The organism is Cupriavidus sp. 22TCCZM04-2, from assembly GCF_057798895.1.
In genome coordinates this window covers 135,840-157,709 of record NZ_JBYOJS010000010.1, presented here as the reverse complement: position 1 = coordinate 157,709, position 21,870 = coordinate 135,840, and the positions used below count along the sequence as shown (strand labels likewise).

Annotated in this window: 21 protein-coding genes and 1 pseudogene; 8 read left to right on the top strand and 14 right to left on the bottom strand. The window is 67.6% G+C overall.

Features of this window, described 5'->3' with window-relative positions; genetic code table 11:
- Nucleotides 1–6: 6 nt before the first annotated feature.
- The 3 genes from modA to AC3FKG_RS16690 form a co-directional block, all read right to left on the bottom strand.
- Nucleotides 7–807, bottom strand: coding sequence for a molybdate ABC transporter substrate-binding protein (gene modA / locus AC3FKG_RS16700; RefSeq protein WP_488743594.1), 801 nt, complete (start codon nucleotides 805–807; stop codon nucleotides 7–9).
- A 206-nt stretch (nucleotides 808–1,013) separates the two neighbouring features.
- A complete protein-coding gene (locus AC3FKG_RS16695; protein ID WP_483710603.1) occupies nucleotides 1,014–1,208 on the bottom strand; it encodes a DUF1059 domain-containing protein in 195 nt (64 codons plus the stop codon).
- 63 nt (nucleotides 1,209–1,271) lie between these two features.
- A complete protein-coding gene (locus AC3FKG_RS16690) occupies nucleotides 1,272–2,213 on the bottom strand; it encodes a 2-hydroxyacid dehydrogenase (protein ID WP_488743593.1) in 942 nt (313 codons plus the stop codon).
- Nucleotides 2,214–2,347: 134 nt separating this feature from the next.
- On the opposite strand from AC3FKG_RS16690, the gene AC3FKG_RS16685 reads away from it, so the two are divergent.
- Complete coding sequence (locus AC3FKG_RS16685; RefSeq protein ID WP_488743592.1) at nucleotides 2,348–2,899, top strand: nucleoside 2-deoxyribosyltransferase; 552 nt, start codon at nucleotides 2,348–2,350, stop codon at nucleotides 2,897–2,899.
- 74 nt (nucleotides 2,900–2,973) lie between these two features.
- Nucleotides 2,974–3,186: pseudogene (locus AC3FKG_RS16680) on the top strand (PIN domain-containing protein); the annotation flags it as partial.
- 44 nt (nucleotides 3,187–3,230) lie between these two features.
- Here the strand turns inward: AC3FKG_RS16680 and AC3FKG_RS16675 are convergent.
- From AC3FKG_RS16675 to AC3FKG_RS16650, 6 genes are all read right to left on the bottom strand, one after another.
- On the bottom strand, nucleotides 3,231–3,854 hold the full coding sequence (locus AC3FKG_RS16675) for a PqiC family protein (protein ID WP_488743591.1): 624 nt from the start codon (nucleotides 3,852–3,854) through the stop codon (nucleotides 3,231–3,233).
- Nucleotides 3,851–5,482 carry a PqiB family protein gene (locus tag AC3FKG_RS16670; protein WP_483710607.1) on the bottom strand — a complete coding sequence of 544 codons (1,632 nt, stop codon included), beginning with the start codon at nucleotides 5,480–5,482 and terminating at the stop codon, nucleotides 3,851–3,853. The genes AC3FKG_RS16675 and AC3FKG_RS16670 overlap by 4 nt, the downstream gene beginning before the upstream one ends.
- Entirely contained in the window at nucleotides 5,475–6,227 is a 753-nt protein-coding gene (locus AC3FKG_RS16665) for a paraquat-inducible protein A (protein ID WP_488743590.1), read from the bottom strand. The genes AC3FKG_RS16670 and AC3FKG_RS16665 overlap by 8 nt, the downstream gene beginning before the upstream one ends.
- Nucleotides 6,224–6,901, bottom strand: coding sequence for a paraquat-inducible protein A (locus tag AC3FKG_RS16660; RefSeq protein WP_488743589.1), 678 nt, complete (start codon nucleotides 6,899–6,901; stop codon nucleotides 6,224–6,226). Before AC3FKG_RS16660 ends, AC3FKG_RS16665 begins: the two co-directional genes overlap by 4 nt.
- Nucleotides 6,902–6,910: 9 nt before the next feature.
- Nucleotides 6,911–8,068, bottom strand: coding sequence for an AI-2E family transporter (locus tag AC3FKG_RS16655; protein WP_488743588.1), 1,158 nt, complete (start codon nucleotides 8,066–8,068; stop codon nucleotides 6,911–6,913).
- 221 nt (nucleotides 8,069–8,289) lie between these two features.
- Nucleotides 8,290–9,429, bottom strand: coding sequence for an HPP family protein (locus AC3FKG_RS16650; RefSeq protein ID WP_488743587.1), 1,140 nt, complete (start codon nucleotides 9,427–9,429; stop codon nucleotides 8,290–8,292).
- A 136-nt stretch (nucleotides 9,430–9,565) separates the two neighbouring features.
- Here AC3FKG_RS16650 and AC3FKG_RS16645 point away from each other — a divergent pair, with 136 nt between their 5' ends.
- The gene (locus AC3FKG_RS16645; RefSeq protein ID WP_488743586.1) at nucleotides 9,566–11,329 is read left to right on the top strand and encodes a chloride channel protein; all 1,764 of its coding nucleotides are present in this window, start codon (nucleotides 9,566–9,568) and stop codon (nucleotides 11,327–11,329) included.
- Here the strand turns inward: AC3FKG_RS16645 and AC3FKG_RS16640 are convergent.
- Nucleotides 11,326–11,748, bottom strand: a complete 423-nt coding sequence (locus tag AC3FKG_RS16640) for an Lrp/AsnC family transcriptional regulator (protein ID WP_483710613.1) — start codon at nucleotides 11,746–11,748, stop codon at nucleotides 11,326–11,328. The genes AC3FKG_RS16645 and AC3FKG_RS16640 overlap by 4 nt on opposite strands.
- Nucleotides 11,749–11,905: 157 nt before the next feature.
- Between AC3FKG_RS16640 and AC3FKG_RS16635 the strand changes: the two genes are divergently transcribed.
- Together AC3FKG_RS16635 and ocd are read left to right on the top strand one after the other, a co-directional pair.
- A complete protein-coding gene (locus AC3FKG_RS16635; RefSeq protein WP_488743585.1) occupies nucleotides 11,906–12,787 on the top strand; it encodes a dimethylarginine dimethylaminohydrolase family protein in 882 nt (293 codons plus the stop codon).
- A gap of 31 nt (nucleotides 12,788–12,818) precedes the next feature.
- Nucleotides 12,819–13,907: an ornithine cyclodeaminase gene (gene ocd / locus AC3FKG_RS16630; protein WP_488743584.1), complete on the top strand. Its 1,089-nt coding sequence runs from the start codon at nucleotides 12,819–12,821 to the stop codon at nucleotides 13,905–13,907.
- Nucleotides 13,908–13,941: 34 nt separating this feature from the next.
- Here the strand turns inward: ocd and AC3FKG_RS16625 are convergent, their stop codons facing one another.
- From AC3FKG_RS16625 to AC3FKG_RS16615, 3 genes are all read right to left on the bottom strand, one after another.
- Nucleotides 13,942–14,541, bottom strand: a complete 600-nt coding sequence (locus tag AC3FKG_RS16625; RefSeq protein WP_483710616.1) for a helix-turn-helix domain-containing protein — start codon at nucleotides 14,539–14,541, stop codon at nucleotides 13,942–13,944.
- A gap of 385 nt (nucleotides 14,542–14,926) precedes the next feature.
- Complete coding sequence (locus AC3FKG_RS16620; protein WP_483710617.1) at nucleotides 14,927–16,246, bottom strand: sigma-54-dependent transcriptional regulator; 1,320 nt, start codon at nucleotides 16,244–16,246, stop codon at nucleotides 14,927–14,929.
- Nucleotides 16,236–18,113: a sensor histidine kinase gene (locus AC3FKG_RS16615; RefSeq protein WP_488743583.1), complete on the bottom strand. Its 1,878-nt coding sequence runs from the start codon at nucleotides 18,111–18,113 to the stop codon at nucleotides 16,236–16,238. The genes AC3FKG_RS16620 and AC3FKG_RS16615 overlap by 11 nt, the downstream gene beginning before the upstream one ends.
- A 150-nt stretch (nucleotides 18,114–18,263) precedes the next feature.
- On the opposite strand from AC3FKG_RS16615, the gene AC3FKG_RS16610 reads away from it, so the two are divergent.
- Complete coding sequence (locus AC3FKG_RS16610) at nucleotides 18,264–18,845, top strand: cupin domain-containing protein (RefSeq protein WP_488743582.1); 582 nt, start codon at nucleotides 18,264–18,266, stop codon at nucleotides 18,843–18,845.
- 17 nt (nucleotides 18,846–18,862) lie between these two features.
- Here AC3FKG_RS16610 and AC3FKG_RS16605 read toward each other — a convergent pair whose 3' ends face one another.
- Entirely contained in the window at nucleotides 18,863–19,747 is an 885-nt protein-coding gene (locus AC3FKG_RS16605) for an IclR family transcriptional regulator (protein ID WP_488743581.1), read from the bottom strand.
- Nucleotides 19,748–19,882: 135 nt separating this feature from the next.
- Between AC3FKG_RS16605 and AC3FKG_RS16600 the strand changes: the two genes are divergently transcribed.
- A complete protein-coding gene (locus AC3FKG_RS16600; RefSeq protein ID WP_488743580.1) occupies nucleotides 19,883–20,650 on the top strand; it encodes an enoyl-CoA hydratase/isomerase family protein in 768 nt (255 codons plus the stop codon).
- 11 nt (nucleotides 20,651–20,661) lie between these two features.
- On the top strand, nucleotides 20,662–21,870 hold the full coding sequence (locus AC3FKG_RS16595) for a CaiB/BaiF CoA transferase family protein (RefSeq protein ID WP_488743579.1): 1,209 nt from the start codon (nucleotides 20,662–20,664) through the stop codon (nucleotides 21,868–21,870).

Genomic DNA, 21,870 nt, shown 5'->3' with positions numbered 1-21,870 from the left:
TCCCGATCAGGGTTTCTGGAAGCCATAGCGCGCCAGGATCGCCTGGCCTTCGGCCGACAGCACGTAGTTCACGAAGGCGGTGGCCTGCGTGTTCTGCTTCGTCAGGCTGGTCACGGCGATGGGGTAGGTCACCGGCGTGCGGCTGGGCACGCGCACGGCTACCTTGACCTTGTCGGGCATGAGCGCCGCGTCGGTGGCGAAGACAAAGCCCGCTTCGACCTCGCCACGCGCGACATAGTCCAGGCTCTGGCGCACGTTCTGCGCGAGCACGCCCTTGGCAGAGACGGCGTCCCACAGGCCCGCGGCTTCCAGCGCGCCCTTGGTGTAGCGGCCGACCGGCACCGAGGCCGGGTTGCCGAAGGCGATGCGCTTCACTTCCGGTTTGTTCAGGTCCTGCAGCGCGTGGATCTGAAGCTTGCTGTCGTTCGGCACGATCAGCACGACCTGGTTGGCGGCGAAGTCGCGGCGCGTGGCGTGGGCCACGACTTTCTCGGCCTCGGCCTTGTTCATCGCTTGCTGGTCGGCGGAGGCGAACACGTCGGCCGGCGCGCCCTTGATGATCTGCTGCATCAGCACGTCGGACGCGCCAAAGTTGAGCACGACCTTGGTGTCAGGGTGAGCCTTCTCGAAAGATTCGGCCAGGGTCTTGAAGGCATTGGTCAGGCTCGCCGCCGCCGATACCACCAGATCGGCGCCGAATGCCGGCGGCGCGGCCAGCGCCAGGGCGGCCAGCGTGGCGCTGGCGAAATGAACGGCACGGCGGCGCCACGCCGTGCCCGGCGTGCGGACGGAGCGGGAAGTGTGCATCGGAAGGTTCCTGGAAGCGCTGGGACGCGCGGATGGCTTCTGTGTACTGTCAGGCGCAATATACGTCTGTATATAGCGAGACGTCAATCTTGCCGCAGGGTTACGCGCATGGGTATTGTTTGCGGCACAAGGGCAACAGCAGGCGCGGCGATGGCCGCACCGGCCGGACGGGAGACGGCGCGCCGGGCCCGGCGCGCCAACAGGGTTCAGGCCGGTGGTGAGCCGTCCTTGAACATGGATTTCAGCTGCGTGCGCAGCTCAGGAGTGTCCTGATGCTGGTGCACCGCCACGGCATGCTGGACCGCGGCTTCGAGCAGTTCATCTTCGCTGTCGGCGCTGAGTGCAACCGTGCAGCCGATGTCGCTCGGGTACTCGCGGCAATCGACATACTTTCGTCCCATATTGCCTCCTGACGCCGGCCTGGTGGCCGGCGTTTTCCAGTATAGGGCGCGGGTTGGCAGGTTTTACAGGATGGGATTGAGCACCTTGCCGGTGGCCAGGAACGCTTCCAGGTTTTCCAGCGTCAGCGCGGTCATGGCGGCGCGGGTTTCATGCGTGCCGCTGGCCATGTGCGGGGCGAGCACGACGTTGTCCAGTGCCAGCAGCGCCTGCGGGACATTGGGTTCGTCGCGGAACACATCGAGGCCCGCGCCGCCGAGCCTGCCGTCGGCCAACGCCGCCACCATGGCGTCTTCGTCGATCACGCTGCCGCGCGAGACATTGACGAGGATTCCCTTGGGCCCCAGCGCCTCGATGATCTCGCGCGAGACCAGGCCCTCGGTTTCCGGGCCGCCCACGCAGGCGACCACAAGGAAATCGGACCATGCGGCGAGCGCTTTCAGGTCCGGTTCGAAGCGCCACGGTGCGCCTTCGCGCTGGCGGCGGTTGTGATAGGCGATCTCCATGTCGAAGCCGCCCGCGCGGCGCGCGACGATCTCGCCGATGCGGCCCAGGCCCAGGATGCCGAGCTTCTTGCCGGATACCCGCGTGGTCAGCGGAAAGCCGCCCTGCGGCCAGCGCTGCGCGCGCACGAAGCGGTCGCCATGGGCAATGCCGCGCGCCGCATCGATGAGCAGGCCGAAAGCCAGGTCGGCCACGCAGTCGTTGAGCACGTCAGGCGTGTTGCTGACCTGGATGCCACGGGCGCGGGCGGCGTCGAGCGCGATCGAGTCGTAGCCAACGCCGAAGCTGACGATGGCCTCAAGGCGGGGCAGCGCGTCGATCAGCGCGGCAGTGCAACCGTGCCGGGCCGAGGTCACCACGACACGTACCGCACCGCCATGCTCGCGCGCCCAGTCAAGCGGATCGGCCTGCTGCCACAGCGCAGCGGCGCTGAAGCGCTCCTGCAGGGTGAGGTTGGTTCGCGGCGCGAGCGGGCCGACCTGGAGGATGTGGAATGCGGACATGGGAGGGGAGGGTAATCGCGGGAAAACGGAACTGGCAATGGTAGCGCAGGGCTGCCAGCCTTGCCGTCCGCGGGGGAACCTGCTGAGCTATGCTGGCAACCTTGCCATCAACGTTGCGCATACGCGCCCATGCGATGAAGACCCTCTATCTGGCCGGTTTCGATGTGTTCCGTGTGGATGCTGTCGAGTGGGGCCAACAGCTCAAGGCGCTCTGCGCGGAGTACGGGTTTGAAGGTCTGTATCCGCTCGACAAGGCGGCGCCTGTGGGGATGTCCGGGCCGGACACGGCGCGCTGGATCTATGACGCCAATATCGCGCTGATCCGGCACGCCGATATGGTGATGGCCAACCTGGGGGATTTTCGTGGCCCCGGGGAACCGGACTCCGGCACGGCCTTCGAGGTCGGTTTCGCCGTGGCGCTGAACAAGCCGGTGTGGGGCTACTACGGGGAGGATGGATCGCTGCGCGAACGCGTGACTTCCTCGGTCGATGAACTCGGACGTGCGCGGGATGAGCGGGGGTATCTGGTCGAGGACTTCGGATTGCCGAAGAATCTGATGCTGGCCTGCCCGGCCAGGCTTGTGCGCGGCGGTCCGGCGCAATGCCTGCAGGCGATGGCGGAGGCTGAGCGTCGACGGGCGCAGCGGCGGGAGATTAGCGCAACCCAGTGGGACGCGGAAGACTGAATCCGGCAGGCAGGCTTCTTGCGTGGCCAGGGGAGCAACTTTCCCGGAGCCAATGAGCAGCCAGTCCTAACCACGTCCTGCCCGCCTTTGCGGGGCGCATTTTGCCGGTCGATACCGCCGTGGCGCATCGAGGCGCTAGACCGCATGTTCCTGACCCGAAGCCGCTCAGAGATTGCCTTATTGCCGCGACGGCCCTTGTGCACGGAATGACCGTCGCAACACGCAATGTTTCTGATTTCGTCGCGTCAGGCGTCGATCTGCTTAACCCGTGGACGTGGGAACCATAGATCCGGTGCCAGTGGTATCCGGACCGGCCCCTTTTGTTTGCCTCTCACCGCCTCAACCCCATCACCCCGCGCGCAATATCCCCCGCCGCCGCCCCCAGGATCTCCCGATAAGCCGCCACCACGCCTTCGACCTCTCCGGGCGCAGCCAGGTCCGATTCCGTCCGCCCGCTCACCACCTTCCCATCCGGCAACCGCCGCACGGTCCAGTTGATCGTCGCCCCGGCGCGCTGGCCGATATCGGCATCGAGCCGCACCACATCGGTGGTGATCCGGTAGACCGGCGTCACATCAGACAGCCCTTGCTGGTAGGTATCCACCGCCCCCAAACTCGCCTGCAGCCGTTGCGACAGCGCGTCGCGCATCTCGTCGGGCAGCGGCGATGACCATCGCGACAGGTCCAGCAGCTTGAGCCCGGCCTCATTGCCATTGCGGGTGTCGCGCACCACGAGCTGCGGCCGGTTCAGGCGTTCGGGCACGCGCACCGGGGCGACTTCGATCCAGAGCGGTTCGATGTTGGTCACAGCCGGCATTGCAGCGCTTGCAGCGGCGGCGGGCCCTTGCGCAAGCGTGTAATAGCGCGGTTCCGGCGAGGCGCAGCCCGCCACCAGCGTGGCGACGAGCAGGGCGGCCAGGGCACATGCGCGCGTGGCATCGGTACGATTGATCATTCTTTCTCCGTCTTGCCGCGCAGCAGCGCTTCAGGATGCCGTTCGAGATAGTCGGTCAGTATGCGCAGCGACGTCGCGGTGCGGGTCAGTTCCTGCACCATGCGGCGCGCATCCTGCTGCAGCGGCGCGTCGGAGGACAGCGTGCCGTTGGCGGTCGACAGCGTCTTGCGCGCGTCCTGCAACGCGGCCAGCACCTGCGGCGCGACATCGCCGTTGAGTTGCTTCACCAGCGCGTCGGCGCTCGCAAGCGTGGCATTTAGCGCCACCACCGATTGGCGCAGGTCCTGTCCGATCTGGTCGAACGGCACCTTGTCGATCCGGTTGACGATATCGCCGACCTGCGCCTGCAACTGGTCGAACGTACCCGGCGTGGTGGCGAATTCAGGAATCGGCGCGTTCAGGTCGACGTTGGCCGGCGGTGCCTTCGGGAAGAAATCCAGCGCCACGTAGAGCTGCCCGGTCAGCAGGTTGCCGGTGCGCAACTGCGCGCGCATGCCGCGCTTGAGCAGGCCCGCGATGATCTCGTGGCGGCGGGTCGGGTCCTGCACGTCGCGTTCGCGGAAGCCCATGCGCGACGGATACAGTTCCACCACCACCGGCATGCGGAACGCTTTCTTGTCGCGCTGGAACTCGATGCCGATGGAACGCACCTGGCCCACGATGACACCGCGGAAGTCCACCGGTGCACCCGGCGAGAGGCCGCGCACAGACTGGTCAAAGTTGAGCACCGCCAGCGTAGGCGCCAGCTCCTCGGGCTCCTTCATGGCTTCGGTCTGGTCGCTTGCCAGCAGGAACTGCGTGTTCTCCGCAGCCCCGTCCGTCGCGCTGGTGCCTTCGGGCGCCTGGAAGGCGACGCCGCCGAGCAGCACGGTCACCAGAGATTGCGTGGACAGCTTCAGGCCCGACGCATCCAGCTTGAGGTCGACCCCGCTGGCGTGCCAGAAGCGCGTATCGGCGTTCACCAGCTTGTCATAGGGCTTGTTGACGAATACGCGCAGGGTGATGTCGCGCCCGTTCGGATCGAGCTGGAAAGCCACCACCTGGCCCACCTGCACGCGCCGGTAATAGACCGGCGAGCCGATATCGAGCGAGCCCAGGTCCGAGGCGCGCAGCACGAACTGCTTGCCCGACGAGTCCGATGTCACCACGGGCGGCGCTTCGAGTCCCTTGAAATCGCGCGTGGTCTCGGTGGACTTGCCCGCGTCCACGCCGATGTATGCACCGGACAGCAGCGTTTCCAGGCCCGATACGCCGCTCGCGGCAAAGCGTGGCCGCACCACCCAGAAGCGCGTGTCGGCCACGGCGAAGTTTTCCGCATCCTTGGTCAGGTCGATCACGGCCAGCACGTGCGAGCGGTCGTGCGCGAGCCGCACCGACTTGACCAGGCCGATATCCACGTCCTTGTAGCGCACGGCCGTCTTGCCCGGCGTCAGGCCTTCGGCCGAGCGGAAGCTCACGGTGATCTCGGGCCCGCGCGAGGAAAGCGTGTGGACCAGCAGCGAAATGCCGACCACGGCGGCGATGATCGGGATCAGCCAGACCAGCGAAGGCAGCCAGCGCGCCCGGCGGCGGCGTTCGGGTTGCGGCAGCCCCGGCGGCGCGGGCGGAAGGTTGTCAGTGTCAGGCATCTTGTTGTTCCAGCGAGTCCCACAGCAGGCGGGGGTCGAAGCTCAGCGACGCGAGCATGGTGAGCACCACGACCGAGGCAAAGGCCAGCGCGCCGCCGCCGGGGATGATGGTGGCCAGCGCCCCGGCCCGCACCAGCGAGGCCAGCAACGCCACCACGAATATGTCCAGCATGGACCATCGGCCGATGACTTCGACCAGTCCATACAGCCTGGTCCGCTGCCGCAGGCGCCAGGTCGAGCGCATGTGCACGGACACCAGCAGCAGCGTCAGGATCGCCATCTTCAGCAGCGGCACGATGATGCTGGCGATCAGCACGATCCCCGCGAGCAGGTGCGAGCCCGACAGCCACAGGTAGATCACGCCGGACAGGATGGTGTCCTGCTGCGTGCCCAGGATGGACTGGGTCACCATCACCGGCAGCAGGTTGGCGGGAATATAGAGCATGTAGGCCGACAGCAGGAACGCCCACGTGCGGGCCAGGCTGTCGGGCTTGCGGTGGTGCAGCGTGGCGCCGCAGCGCGGGCAGGGCTGGCCTTCGAGCGCGCGCGGGCTGATCAGGTCGCAGGCGTGGCACGACACCAGGCCCAGTCGCGCGGCCGTGGGCACCTGCGGCAGCGGCGTGCGCTCGTCGTCGTCGGTGATCTCCTGCACCACGCTGCTGGCGAACTGGCGCGAGCGTTGGAGATGCTCGCGCGCGCCGGTCAGGCGCGGCAGCTTGCGGCGCGGTGGCTGAGTATCGCTCATCGGACGGCTCCGTCCGCGTCCGTGTCCTCGGCCGCTTGCGGCGATTCCAGGTAATGCCACAGGTCGCGCGGATCGAACGACAGCATGGCCGCCAGCACCACCACCAGCGCGCCGAACGACCACAGCGCGATGCCGGGCAGCACCTGCGCCATGCTCGACAGCTTCACCAGCGTGACCAGCACGCCAATCATGAACACTTCGATCATGCCCCACGGCCGGGTCTGCCGGATGCCGCGCACGATGCGGTCAAAGCCCGCGGGCATGCGGTGGCCCGACATGGGCACCAGCAGGTAGACCATCATCAGCATTTCCGAAAGCGGGAACAGGATGGTGGTGGCGAACACCAGCGCTGCCACCAGCGACATATGGTCGGCATAGAGCGCCTGCACGGCGCCCAGCAGCGTGGTCTGCGTGCGCACGCCTTTCAGGTCCATCTCGACAATCGGAAAAGCGTTGGAGATCAGGAACAGGATCAGCGCGGTGATGACCAGCGGCAGCAGGTGCCGGTAGGTGCGCGCGCTTTCGCGGTACAGCTGGCCGCCGCAGCGCAGGCATAGCGCGCGTTCGCCCCGCGCCAGCGGAGCGCGCTGGTACACCGCGTCGCAGTACTCGCAGGCGACCAGTCCGTGCAGCGTGCTTGCGTCCAGCGGGGTGCCGGTGTCGCCGTGTGCCATGCGTCGCACTCAGCCGGGACGCTTGCCCGGCGCGACCGCCGGTGCGTCGGGGTTGTCGACCAGGGCTGGCGGCGGGCTCTCCGCCGGCGCTGCCCCAGCGGCTTCCGCGCGCCGCACGGCTTCGATCTGCGAACCGACGGTCCAGTCGCGCAGCAGCGCGTAGGCCACGGCGAGCAAGGTCGGGCCGATGAAGACGCCGAGGAAGCCGAACGCCAGCGCGCCGCCCAGCACGCCCATCATGATCCAGACGAGCGGCATGCCCGTGCCCTTGCTGATCAGCAGCGGCTTGACGACGTTGTCGGCCATGCTGACCACGCCCACGCCCCACACCACCAGGAAGATGGCCCAGCCCGTGTCGCCGGCGTGGTAGAGCCACAGCGCGGCCGGCAGCCAGATCAGCGGCGGCCCCACCGGGATCACCGACAGGAAGAACGTCACGAAGCCGAGGATGGCAGCCGCCGGCACTCCCGCGATCCACAGGCCGATGCCTTGCAGTACCGCCTGGATGAACGCCGTGCCGAGCACGCCGTAGACCACGCCCTTGACCGTGCTGCCGGCCAGTTCGAGCAGGTGGTCGGCACGTTCGCCGGCAATGCGGCGCATGCCGGCGCGCAGCCAGGCGACTGCGTATTCGCCGCCGGTGTAGAAGAAGAAAGCCAGGATGATCGACAGCGCCAGCTGGCCCAGCCCTGCGCCGATCGACAGGCCGGCACCAAGCAGCACATGACCCACCGGCGCGATCAGCTTGCGCAGGTTGGCGACCATGTCAGAGTCGGCATGGATCACCGACTCCCAGGTCGTGTGCAGGTAGCCACCCACATAAGGCAGGCTGCTGAGCCAGTCGGGAAGCTGCGGGATGCCCTGGTCCGTGTAGCGGTCCACCAGGCCGGTCAGTTCATCGATATGTGCGGAAAAGCTCGCGCCCGCATAGACAAACGGGCCAAGCACGATCACTGCGGCAAGCACCACGCAGATCAGCGCCGCCAGACTGCGCCGGTTGCCCAGCCAGCGCGACAGCACGGTATAGGGGTACCACGAGCTGAATGCCAGGATTGCACCCCACAGCAGCGCCGTGGTGAACGGTGCCAGCACCAGCAACGAGCCGCCGATCAGCACGACCAGCGCGAACACGGCGGCGATCTTTTCAATCAGTTGGCCGGAATTCATGACTTCTCCAACTCCGCCGGAGTGACGGAAACGGCGTAAATATAGCTTACGTCAGTCCCGACGGCGGCGAGCGGGGCATTTCAGGTGCGGGGGCAGGCACTCGCACGGAGATGGCCGGGGTACAGCCCACAGTGCCACAGCTGTAGGACATGCGCCAGCACGGCCTCCTAACGCAAACGGGCGCCTTAGCGCCCGTTTGCGGTTCAGGAAAGCGCGACAGGTCAGGCCGTAGCGCTCATCACGCCGTCCTTGAGCAGCGCGGCAACCAGGTCCGACTGCGTCACCATGCCGACCAGGTGGTGGTGATCGTCGATGACCGGCGCGTGGTGCAGGCCGCCGTCGCTGAAGGCCTGCGCCAGCTCGACCATGGGCTGGTCCGCGCGCGCGGTGACCACGGCGCGGGTCATCAGGTCGCGCACGGTGCCGGCCAGGCGGCGGGCACCGGTGTCGCGCTGCGCCGCGAAGAAGTCGCTCTGGGTAATGATGCCCAGGAGCTTGCGATGATCGTCGACCACCGGGAGCGCCTTGATGCGGTGCCGCGAAAGCAGTTGCGATGCCTCGGTAGCCGCTTGCTCGGGGCGCACCGTCACCACGTCGCGCGACATGATGTCCGAGATCAGCACGTTGCCGAAGCGGCGGCGGTAGGCGCGCAATTGCGCTGCCACCAGGATCGCTTCCAGGTCGTCTTCTTCAATGTCGAGGAATTCGCCGCGTGCCTGCAGGGCGTCGTGCAGGTCGGCGCGCGTAAAGCCCACGCGCTGTCCGGGCGGCACGTCGCTGGTCAGGTGCTGCACCGGCGGCTCGGGCGGCCGGTGCGGATAGCGCCGCCGCGATAGGTTGTTGAAGGCCAGCGCCATCAGCAACAGCAGCATGGAATTGAACAGCACCGGCACGACCACGAAGCCGAAGCCCAGCGCACTGACCGCGGGGCCGCCAAAGACGGCGGTGATCGCCACCGCGCCGCTGGGCGGGTGCACGCAGCGGAACTGGAACATGACGGCGATGGCGACGGCCACTGCGGTGGCCGCAGCCAGGCCCTGGTAGGGAATCCAGCGCGCGCAGGCCACGCCGACCAGCGCGGCAAACAGATTGCCGCCGATGATCGACCACGGCTGCGCAAGCGGACTCGAAGGCACTGCGAACAGCAGCACCGCAGAAGCGCCCATCGGCGCGACAAACCAGGGGTTGAAGCCGCCCAGTGTCTGGTGGCTGATCCACTCGGTCAGGAACAGGCCCAGCAAGGCACCGAAGCAACTCTTGATGCGCTCGATGCGATTGGCCGATACCGGCAGGGGAACAAAAGTGCGGAGCCAGGCACGGGCGCTTTGTGCCAGTGCAGCGACGGCGGGGGCGGAAGGCATTCGGGACGGGGGCGCGTTGGAATGGTCGTCGTAATATATCACGGAGTGATATATTTGGCGGCCTTTGGCAAGATCCATGTCTGGCGGATGTCCGCGTTGATTCTTGCCGCATCGCACAAGAATCCAAGGAGCCCCCATGCATACCGAAAAGAGCGACTATGCCGTCAGCCAGCGCCTGTTGCTGCTGTGCGGCATCGCGTTGCTGATCGGCGTGGTCAGCACGCTGGCCGCCGATGTCCTGCTGAAGCTGATCCGCTTCTTCACCAACCGGTTCTTCTACCAGACGCTGTCGCTGGCCGAACGTTCGCCCGCGCACCATACGCTGGGCGCTTGGGTCATCCTCGTGCCCGCGGTAGGCGGGCTGATCGTCGGCCTGATGGCGCGCTACGGCAGCGACAAGATCCGCGGCCACGGCATTCCGGAAGCGATCGAGGCCGTTCTGTTCGGCAAGAGCAAGATGTCGCCGCGCGTGGCGGTGCTCAAGCCGCTGTCGTCGGGCATCGTGATCGGCAGCGGCGGCCCGTTCGGCGCGGAAGGGCCGATCATCATGACGGGCGGCTCGCTGGCGTCGCTGCTGGCGCAATACCTGCACCTGACCGCCGGCGAGCGCAAGTCGCTGCTGGTGGCGGGCGCCTGTGCCGGCATGACCGCGATCTTCGGCACGCCGGTGGCGGCGTTGCTGCTGGCGATCGAACTGCTGTTGTTCGAACTGCGCCCGCGCAGCCTGCTGCCGGTGGCACTGGCCTGCGCGGTGGCCGGCTTCATGCGGCCGTTCTTGTTCGAGGCCGGCCCGCTGTTCCCGCTGCAGACCGCGCCGGTGGGCGCGGTGGCGCTGGCTTCGTGCCTGGTGGCCGGGCTGTTGTGCGGGATCGTCGGCGCGGCGCTCACGCTGGCGCTGTACCGGACTGAAGACGCGTTCTCGCGCCTGCCGGTGCACTGGATGTGGTGGCCCGCGATCGGCGGCCTGCTGGTCGGCATCGGCGGCTACTTCGAACCGCGCGCGCTCGGCGTCGGCTACGACGTGATCGGCGACCTGCTCAACAACCACTTGGCCCTCAGTGTGGCAGTGGGTTTGCTGGTGGTGAAGGCGCTGATCTGGATCGCGGCACTCGGTTCGGGGACCTCTGGCGGCGTGCTTGCCCCGTTGCTGATGCTCGGCGCGGGCCTGGGCACGGTGCTGGCGCCGTGGCTGCCGGGCGGCTCGCCGCAGATGTGGGCGCTGGTCTGCATGGCCGGCGTGCTGGGCAGCGTGCTGGGCGCGCCGCTCACCGCCATCGTGTTCGCGTTCGGGCTGACGCACAACACCGAGGCGCTGCTGCCGCTGCTGCTGACCACCGCGGTCGCGTACGGCTTTTCGGTGCTGACCATGAAGCGCTCGATCATGACCGAGAAGATTGCGCGGCGCGGCCTGCATATCTATCGCGAGTACGGCGTGGACCCGCTCGAGCGCGCCCATGTGGCCGAGCTGATGACGCGCGAGGTCATCGCTATCGAGGCAGACCTGCCGGTGGCCGACGCGACAGCGCGCTATTTCGGCGAACATGCGGCGCACCGCGCCTATCCGGTGGTGTCGGATGGCCGCGTGCTGGGCATGCTGGATCGCGCCACAGTGCGCGGCGCCTCCGCGGGATCGGCGCCGTCAGACCTGCGCTGCCGCGACCTGCTGGTCGCGCAGGCCCAGGTGCTGGTGCCGTCCCAGACCGCGCGCGCGGCGGCCGGCAGCATGGCCGCGTCGAGCGTGGCGCGGCTGCCCGTGGTGGAAAGCACCGACACCATGCGTCTGATCGGCATTGTCTCGCTGCGCGACCTGCTGCGGCCAAGCGGCCAGGTGTTCCATGAGGAATTCAGCCGCGAACGCCTGCGCGGCGCCGCGACGGCCAAGCTGAGCGCTACGCGCTAAAGCTTGTAGGTCGACAGCAGGATGCTGGTCTCGGTGGCGCCGATGCCATCGATCAGCCGGATGCGGTCCAGCGTGCGGTCGAATGCTTCGAGCGTATCGGCGCGCAATTCCGCGATGATGTCCCAGCGGCCATTGGTGGTGTGCAGCGCCTGCACATTCGGCTCGCCGCGCAAGGCCTGCAGCACGCTGCGGGCCTTGTTGCCTTCCACTGCCACCGTCATCCACGCGCGGATGCGGTGCGGCTCGGCGTCCGGCCGCAGCCGCACCGTATAGCCGACGATCAGGCCTTCCTTCTCCAGTTTGTCGATGCGGTTCTGCACGGTCGCGCGCGACACGCGCAGCGCCTGCGCGAGCGCCGTGACAGGCATGCGCGCGTTGTCGCGCAGCAGGGACAGCAATTGGTGATCGATGGCATCCATGGGGGCTTGGCGTTTCGCTGGTGAGGGTTAGCGTTTTGCGCATTCGATGCGGCAATTTGCGCAAGTTGCTGGCTATTAGTTAACACCGGCCGGCACCAGAATGCAATCGAACAACCACTGCCCAGCAGCCCGCCACCGACGACCCCAAGGAGCCGCCGTGATCACCACCCCTACCATCCTGCTTGTCGAACCCACGTTCTACGATGTGTCCTACAGCATCAACCCGTGGATGGATCCGCAAGCCTGGGCGCGCGATCCGCGCGGCATGCACCGCAACGCCAGCCGCGCCTTTGACGCGTTGCACGATGCGCTGCGCCTGTCCGGCTTCACGGTGGAACTGGCGCCGGGCTTCCCGGGCGTGCCGGACATGGTCTTCCCGGCCAACGCCGCGGTGGTGCTCGATGGCCGCGCCGTGCTGGCGCGCTTCCGCTACCCGCAGCGGCGCGGCGAAGAAGCGCCGTTCGCCAGCATCTTCGAAAGCCTGCGGCAGCGCGGGTTGGTCGATGAAGTCATGCAACTGCCGGCCGGCTGCTACCAGGAGGGCGCGGGCGACTGCATCTGGGACGCGAGCCGTGGCCACTTCTGGGCCGGCTTCGGCCCGCGTTCCTCGCGCGAGGCGGCCGATGCCATGTCGGCCCGCTTCGCCCGCGAAGTGGTGGCGCTGGAACTGGCCACCCAGCACAGCTACCACCTCGACGTCTGCTTCTGCCCGCTGTCGGGCGGGGATGTGCTGTACTACCCGCCGGCCTTCACCGAAGCGTCGCTGCGCGAGTTGCGCGCGCGCGTGCCGGCCAGCCTGCGCATCGAGGCGGCCGAGGATGACCTGCGCCACTTCAGCGTGAATGCCGTCAACCTGCACGACCAGGTGGTGATGACCCGCACCACGCCGCACCTGCGCGCCGAACTTGGCGGGCGCGGCTACCACCTGCGCGAAGTCGACCTGTCGCCGTTCATGCTGTCCGGCGGCGGCGCCTATTGCATGACCTTGCGGCTGGACCGCAGCAGCGGGGCGGTCAGCACCACCCGCGCGGCAGCGTGAACGGGCACTACGGAGAATCTGGGAGTCCACCATGAAAGACACCGCCATGACCCGCTTCCTGGACGCCACGGACGTCGCCAGAATGGTTGGCGCCATCGGCGTGCCGGCGGCCCTTGCGCAGCTGGCCGAGCACGTGCGCCAGGATTTCCTGCGCTGGGAAGAGTTCGAGAAATCGGCAAGGCTGGCAAGCCATTCGCCGCTAGGCGTGATCGAGCTGATGCCCGTGAGCGACGGCGTGCAGTATGCGTTCAAGTATGTGAACGGCCATCCGCGCAACGCGCGCTTCGCCATGCCGACCGTGATGGCTTGCGGCATGCTGGCCGAGGTCGAGACCGGCTTCCCGCTGATGCTGGCCGACCTGACGCTGGCCACGGCGCTGCGCACGGCCGCCACCGCGGCGCTGGCCGCGCGCGCCATGGCACGGCCCGACAGCACGGTGATGGCCCTGATCGGCAACGGCGCGCAGGCCGAGTTCCAGGCGCTGGCCTTCCACGCCATGCTGAACGTGCGCGAAGTCCGTGCCTATGACATCGACCGCGACGCCACCGCGCGGCTGGCACGCAATCTCGCCGGCGTTCCGAGCCTGACCATCGTTCCTGTTGATAACGTGCAGGACGCGCTGGACGGGGCGGACATCGTCACCACCGTCACCGCCGACAAGACGCGCGCGACGATCCTGACGCCCGACATGGTGCGCCCGGGCATGCACCTGAACGCCATCGGCGGCGACTGCCCGGGCAAGACGGAACTGCACGCGGACATCCTGCGCCGGGCGCGCATCGTGGTGGAGTACGAACCGCAGACGCGGCTCGAAGGCGAGATCCAGCAACTCGCGCCCGATGCGCCGGTCACCGAACTCTGGCAGGTGCTGTCAGGGCGCGCACCGGGGCGCGCGGTGGGGCCCGATGCCGCGGACGAAGTGACGATCTTCGATTCGGTCGGGTTTGCACTGGAAGACTATTCGGCCCTGCGCTGGCTGTATGCCACCGCGCGTGCGCGCCATGCCGGACGGCACATCGAGCTGGTGGCCATGCCGCGGGACCCGCGCAACCTGTTTGGCTGGATGATGGAAGCGCAGGCGCCGCACCCGGCGGCATCGCGAGAAACGGTTCCGGCCTGATCGGCCTGCGCCGCGGGCAACCATGGCGGGGGCTTCAGCCCCCGCGGCCCATCATCAATTGCGCGCGCAGGAAGCCCTTGACCTCTTCGAGCGAGGGCGTTTTCAGGAACACCATGATGCCCCAGTGCTGCAGCGCATCGGCCACGCCGTCGTAGGCCTGGCGGTTGGTGATCACCGCAAAGATCACGTGCAGGCTGGAGAAGAAATTCTGGAGTTTTTCGATGGTGGCGGACTCGGCGTCGTTCAGTTCGTCCACGTAGTACAGCACCACGCGCGGATGCGCGCTGACGGAGGCGATGACGGTGTCGAGCAGGTCGTCCACCACCGCCGTGCGCAGCGGTAGTCCCCATTTGCCGAGCTGGCCGTGGATGCGCTGCGCTTCCTGGTGATTGGGATGGAACACCACGAGATCCAGCGCATTGCTGCCGGACGGCGCGTCATGCCCGACGCGGGTCGCAAGCAGGCGGTGCACGGTTTCCTTGTGGATGCGGCGGTGGCCGCCATTGGTCTTCCAGGCGCCGAGCTCGCCGCGCTCGACCATCTTTTGCACGGTGCCCAATGAGACATTGAGCAGTTTCGCCGCTGTACGCGTGCTGTAGTAAGGCTTTTCAGCAAGTGCCGGATCCAGTTTCATCCCATCACCCGAAGTAATCCCGATGACGATCCCGCGCTGCGCCAGGCACCTGCGCCGCACGGCTTGCTGCCGTCATCCTGGTTAGCTGACCCTGTTCGCCGGCGCGCTCCCTGGCCGGCATGCAGCTGTCTTGCTGCTATGGTTGTTCTTGGACGGTTGTTCTTGGCTTGCCGGTTCGCGACGCCGATGCGTTTGGGTTCACACGCGTCGCTGCGCCGGAACCCAATAATATGCCGGAAAGAGCAGAACATCACTGGCTCGAATCAATAATCAACTGACATTTTTGTTCTTTGCCACACATTCCGCAATCCACCGGCAATGCGGCGTCCTGCCAGAAGGGACCCTTGCAAAGGGCTGCAGTTCCCGACGCCTTGCCGCTGGTGGACTACAGGCCGTATTTGCGGGTCTTGTCGAACAACGTAGTCTTCGCCACCCCCAGCGCCTCGCTGGTGCGCGTGAGGTTGCCGTCGTGCCGGCGCAGGGCATCGGCGATCAGCGCGCGTTCGAATTGCTCGACGGCCTGGGCGAGCGGCAGGGCCTCCGGTGCGGTAGTGCCGTGGCCCGGATCGCAGCCGAGCCCGAGTACGTGGCGCTCGGCCAGGTTGCGCAGTTCGCGCACGTTGCCGGGCCACGGGTACGCCACCAGCGTCGCCAGTTCGGCGGGCGTGGCCGGCACGGGGTCGCGCCCGAAGCGCAGCGCGGCCTGCGCCACGAAATGCTCGAACAGCAGCGGCACGTCTTCGCGCCGTTCGCGCAGCGCGGGCAGCTCCAGCGTGATCACGTTGAGGCGGTAGTACAGGTCGGAGCGAAACTGGCCGGCGTCGGCCAGCGCGCGCAGGTCGGCCTTGGTGGCCGCGACCACGCGCGTGTCCACGGCCACCTGCTCGTTGGAGCCCAGGCGCTCCACCACGCGTTCCTGCAGCACGCGCAGCAGCTTGATCTGCAGCGGCATCGGCATGCTCTCGATCTCGTCGAGGAACAGCGTGCCGCCTTCGGCATGCTCCACCTTGCCGATGCGGCGGCGCGCCGCGCCCGTGAACGAGCCGGCCTCGTGGCCGAAGATCTCGCTTTCGAACAGCTGCTCGGGCAGGCCGCCACAGTTGATGGCGACAAAGTGGCGCGCATGGCGACGGCTGGCTTCATGCAGGCAGCGCGCCACCAGTTCCTTGCCGGTGCCGGTCTCGCCGTGGATCAGCACATTGGCGGCGGTGTCGGCCAGGTTGGCGATCAGGCCGCGCAGCCGTTCGATGGCGGGCGAGCGGCCGATCAGCGTGGCCTCGAGCTTGTCGCGGCCGGCCAGGCGTTCGCGCAGCTGCGCCACTTCGAGCGTCAGGCGGCGCTGTTCCAGCGCGCGGCGCGTGGCTTCCACCAGTGCCTCGGGCGAGAACGGCTTTTCCAGGAAGTCATAGGCGCCTTGCTTCATGGCCTGCACGGCGAGCGCCACGTCGCCATGCCCGGTGATCATGATCACGGGCAGCGACGCGTCGCGCGCGCGCAGTTGCGCGAGCAGGGCCATGCCGTCGATGCCCGGCAGGCGGATGTCGCTGACCACGATGCCGGGCCAGCCGGCCGCGGTCTCGCGCAGCGCGGCCTCGGCGCTGGCCACGCCGCGCGTGGCGATGCCTTCGAGCCGCAGTGCCTGCTCGCAGCCCAGGCGCACGTCGGCATCGTCCTCGACGATCAGTACGGTCAGTTCAGCCGGCATGGGACGCTTCCTGGCGGACCAGCGGCAGGACCAGCGTGAAGCACGCGCCACCGTCCGGATGATTGGAGGCGGACAGGCTGCCGCCGTTTTCGTTGAGGATGCCGGCCGACAACGTCAGGCCCAGGCCCAGCCCTTCGCCGGCGGGCTTGGTCGTGAAGAACGGCTCGAACAGGCGCGAGAAGGCTTCTTCCGACAGCCCCGGGCCGTTGTCGCGCACGGTCAGGTGCGCCATGCCGCCGGTGACGTGGGCATGCAGGGAGATCATGGGTTGCTCGCGCCCCGTCACGGCGTCCAGCGCATTGCCGACCAGGTTCACCAGCACCTGCTCGAGCCGGTTCGGGTCGCACGCGACCAGCAGCCCGGGTTCCACCTCGCGATGCAGTCTCGGATGCACGGCCGCGATGCGGGTGTCGAGCAGGAACAGCGCGTTGTCCACGGCCTGGGCCAGTTCTGCCTGGCGCGCGCCGTTGGATTTGCGCGCGAATGACTTGAGCGCACCCGTAATGCGGCCCATGCGCTCCACCAGGCCGATGATCGTGCGCAGGTTGGCGCGGGCCGTGTCGTAGTCGCCGCGTTCCAGGAACTTGCCGGTATTGCCGGAAATGGTGCGCAGCGCCGCGAGCGGCTGGTTGAGTTCATGCGCGATGCCGGTCGACATCTGTCCGACCGCGGCCAGCTTGCCGGCCTGCAGCAGGCCGTCCTGGGCCTGGCGCAGCACGGCTTCGGTGCGGATGCGTTCGGCCACCTCGGCCTGCAGGCGCTGGTTGGCCGACGACAGGTCGGCGGTTCGTTCGGCCACCTTGCGCTCCAGCTCGCTGTTGGCGGCTTCGAGCGCGGCGCGCGCGGCCAGCCGCTCGCCGATGATGCGCCGGCGCACGTTCCACGCCGCGCCCAGCAGCAGGATAAAGGCCGTCAGCACGCCGGCCAGCGCGGCGCTGTTCAGCGCCGCCAGCCGTGCCTGCGACGTATTGGACAGCAGCGTGAGCTGCCAGTCGGTGCCCGGCAGCGCGGACTGTTGCGCCAGCATCGGTGGGCCCTGGCGCAACCGCACCAGGCGGTCGCTGCCATTGCCGAGCACGCGCACTTCCGACAGCGGCAGCTGCGGCAGCGGCGCGCGGTTGTATTGCAGGCTCCTAGCGAAGCGGGCGCGTGCGTCCGCCGACAGCGGGCGCAGGGCCGCGAGTTTCCAGGACGGGTCGGACGCCAGGATCACCACGCCGTTCTCGTCCGCCAGCAGCATCTGGCTGTCGGCGCCCTGCCAGCGGTTTTCCAGCGGCTCCAGGCCGATCTTGACCACTGCCACGCCGTCGGGGTTGTCGCGCTCGCCCAGCGGTGCGGACAGGTAATAGCCGGACTCGCCGCGCGTGGTGCCGACGCCGTAGAAGCGGCCGAGCTGGCCTTCCATGGCGGCGCGGAAGTATGGGCGAAAGCTCAGGTCCTCGCCCAGGTAGCTGTCGGGCCGCTGCCAGTTGCTCGTCGCCAGCACCTTGCCGCGCGCGTCGAGCACGTAGACCACGCGGGTGCCGGCGCGCGTGTTAAGGGCGGACAGGTAGTCACTGGCGCGCGCCGACGCGGCGACGTCGTTGGGCTGGCGCAGCAGCGTGCCGATGCGCTCGTCCAGTGTCAGCAGGCCGGGCACGTAGTCGTAATGCGCCAGTTCGCTTTCCAGCGCCTGCGCATACAGGCGCAGTTGCACCTGGCCGCGCTCGGCCTGCCGGGCCAGGGCGGTGTCGTAACTGAAGCGGTAGGCAAGCCATCCGGCCAGGCCCACCAGCACGGCCAGCGCCAGCAGCGCTAGCAACGGCGCGGCGCCACGCAGTGCGGCGGGGCGGGGGGCGGGGTGGTGTGGGTCTGGCGAACCGGTCATGAAGTGCTGGGTAAGGCTGGTTTTGGGGCGAGGGCCGGGGGCTTCGGCGGGGCCTATTTTTACCACACCGGGATGGGTGGCATCTTGCGCAGGGGACGGATTCCCTGGCGGGCGCTCGGGGATTAGCGAGCCTTGGGGAAGGCGACGTTCGTGGCCAGCCGATTCGTCGTCATGAAGCGCCAGACATTCGCAACGGCAGCCGTCCAGGCACGAGCGACACGCTGGAACCGCACCTGTTTTCCGTCCGTCTGTACTAGATTTGGATTGTCCCCGCCGGGCAGCGCCAATCCGTCTTCCGGTGCGTTGTTGTTCCGGTCGGTGGCAACCGTTCTTTTTTGGATAGACGGAGGTGAAGACATGGGAGCCCCAGTTGCCGTAACCAGATTTGAGGTGAAATCCCACGCGTCGCCCGACGAAGTTCGCGCCCCGGCGAAGACGCGGATCGAGGTCGTCCAGCTTGAAGGCTTCACCATCGGGCGCTTCAATTTCGAACCCGGATGGCGGTGGTCGGAGTGCATCAAGCCGGTCGCGAAGACCGACCACTGTCAGGCCTCCCATGTGGGCTATGCAGTATCCGGACGTCTTACCGTTCGAATGAAAGACGGAACCGAGAAGACAATAAGCGCTGGCGATTCGTACACGATCCCGCCAGGACACGAAGCCTGGGTTGAAGGCGACCAGCCCTTCGTTGCGCTTGAGGTGTTGTCGGCCGACACCTACGCCAAGGCTTGATGGTGAAACAGGTGGTCCTACGTTGCATCGTCGACGATGCCGCACGCCGCCCGGATCTTCCCGACCAGGTCGAGCAGCAGCGGCGCGTACCGGGCCACGTCCCGCCTCTTCTCGCTGGGCTTGTGCGGGAAGCTGATATTGAGGCCGTACCACTGATGGTCCGGGCCGCGAAACGCAGCGCCGACTGCGGTCAGGTGCCCCGGCTGGTAGTTGGCAGTGCAGTAGCCCAGTCTCTGTGCCTGGCCGATGCCGCGCGATAGCGCCTTGCTCACGGCCGGCCAGTCGTCACCTGCCTTCCGTTCGATCCGCGCCAGGAATTCGGCGCGTACCGCCGGCGTTTCGCAGGCAAGCCAGGCCATGCCGATCGAGGCCTGTTCCATCGGGATCCTTGTGCCGCGCGCCACGCGCCGCGTACGCGACACGCTGTCGCTACTGCAGCGCACGGAGGCCAGGTAGACCATCGCGGTCTGGTCCGGCACGGCAAGGCCGACATTGACCATTTCCGTTTCGGCAATCGCGCGCATCAGCGGCAAGGCGATCTCCGGCACTTCGACTGCATGGTAGAAGGCGTCCGCCAGGCTGACCACCACGGCGGCCAGGCGGTAAGCGCGTTCGGTGGTGTCATAGCGCAGGAACCCGCTGTCCACCAATGAGCGCGTGAGCCGGCTCACCGTTGGCCGGGGCAGGCCGGTGCGCGCGGCAAGTTCCGCATTGGTCAGGCTCGAAGACCCGATGCGAAACGCGCGCAGCAGCATCAGGCCGCGCTCCAGCGACTGGCTGCCTTCGGTCTGCCGCGTGAAGCAGCCCGTGCTGTGCGTCAGCTCTCGGCTCGACGGCTCGGCCGCGTGGGCGGACGTGCGCGAACTCGTGCGCGGCGGTGAGGCGGATCGGGAAGTGGGCATGGCAGGGAAGCGCGGCGCCGCGACGTACACGTCCTGCGGCACCCGCAGCAATTTCAGAATCCGAAATTGCAGTGTAGCGCAGCCGCGCTGGCCAGCGAATACTGGTTGCATTCTTCACCCCTGGAATGCTTCGCCATGACCTCCGCTTCTGCTGTCATCACGCTGAGCCGCGACGCGCACGTCGCGCAGATCGAGATATCCCGGCCCCCTCACAACTTCGTCGACGTCGACGTCATGCGGCAGCTCGCCGAGATATTGCTTGGGCTCGATGAAGACGACGGCTGCCGCGCCGTGGTGCTGGCCTCCGGCGTCGGCACCTTCTGCGCCGGGGCCGATTTCAGTGGCGCGGGTACTGTGTCGCGCGATCCAGCGGCGTTCTATGCGCAGGCGATGAAGCTCTATCGCAACCGCAAGCCGATCGTCGCGGCGGTGGAGGGGCCGGCAATCGGCGCCGGGATGGGCCTGGCGCTGGTTGCCGATTTCCGCGTGACCTGCCCCGAAGCGCGTTTCAGCGCCAATTTCAACCGGCTCGGTTTTCATCCCGGCTTTGGCATGAGCGTGACGCTGCCGCGGCTGGTGGGCGAACAACAGGCAGCACGCCTGTTCTACACGGGCCGGCGCATCGACGGCGAGGAAGCCGTACGGATCGGCCTGGCCGACGAACTGGTCGCGAAGGAAGTCGTGCGCGCTCATGCCATGGCACTGGCGCATGAGATTGCAGCTTCTGCGCCGCTGGCCGTGGAAAGCACGCGCGAAACCCTGCGGCTGGGCCTGGCGGACCGCATTGACGAGGCCAACCAGCGCGAGCTGTCCATTCAGCGTGCGCAGTTTGCCACCGCGGATTTTCGGGAGGGGGTTGCCGCCATGGCGGAACGCCGCACGCCCGTGTTTCAGCGTAGCTGAGGAGAGAAACGATGCAATCAAGGCAATCCGCTTGCGACGGCCCGCTCGACGGCATCCGCGTGCTGGACCTGACATCGGTCGTACTCGGGCCGCTCGCCACGCAATCGCTGGCCGACCTGGGCGCGGACGTCATCAAGATCGAGGGACCCGAAGGGGACCTGATGCGTGCCAACGGCGTCTCGCGCCATCCGGGCATGAGTTCGATCTATCTGGCGCTGAACCGCAACAAGCGTTCGGTGGTGCTGGACCTGAAGACCGAAGCGGGGGCGGCGGCCCTGCGGCAATTGATCGCCGGCGCCGATGTCTTCATCCACAACATGCGCGTGGCCGCCATCGAGCGACTGGGCTTCGGCTATGACGCCGTGGCCGCCATGAATCCGCGCATCGTCTACTGTGTGGCGACCGGCTTCGGCCAGGACGGCCCGCACCGCGACAAGCCTGCCTTCGACGACATCATCCAGGCCGCGTGCGGTCTCGTATCGCTGGGTGCCGCCGCCGGCAGCCGTCCAGAGTACGTGCCGAGCCTCATCGCCGACAAGACCACGGGCCTTGCGCTGGCCAACGCGGTACTGGCCGCGCTGCTGCACCGTGAGCGCCATGGCGAGGGGCAGGCCGTTGAAGTGCCGATGCTGGAGACCATGGCGAGCTTCGTGATGGCCGAGCATCTTGCCGGGCTGACCTTCGATCCCGCCACGGGAGGGGCCGGCTATGTGCGGCTGCTGGGCGGCGGCAGACGGCCGGCGCGGACCGCCGATGGCTGGATCTGTGCACTGCCTTATACGGACCGGCATTGGAAGGCGTTCTTCCGCGCCGTGGACCGCGAGGACCTGGCCGCGAAGTACAACATTGCCAGCCGTGCCGAGCGCAATACCCACATCCGGGCGCTGTACCAGCATTTCGGCGAGATCACGCCGGATCGCACCACGGCGCAGTGGATGGCGCTGTTCGACGCGCTCGATATCCCCGCCACGCCGATCTATGCGCCCGACGAACTGCCATCGCATCCACATCTGGAAGCGGTCGGATTGTTCCAGCCCACCGTGCATCCCACTGAAGGGCCCTTGCGCGAAATGCGTCCGACGGCCCGGTTTTCGGCCACGCCGCTGGCCCTGCGCCGCCACGCGCCGTTGCTGGGCGAGCACACCGCGGAAGTGCTGCGCGAGGCCGGCCTGGCGCCGTGCGATATCGACGCGATCGCCGGTACCGCGGTCGCGGCCTGA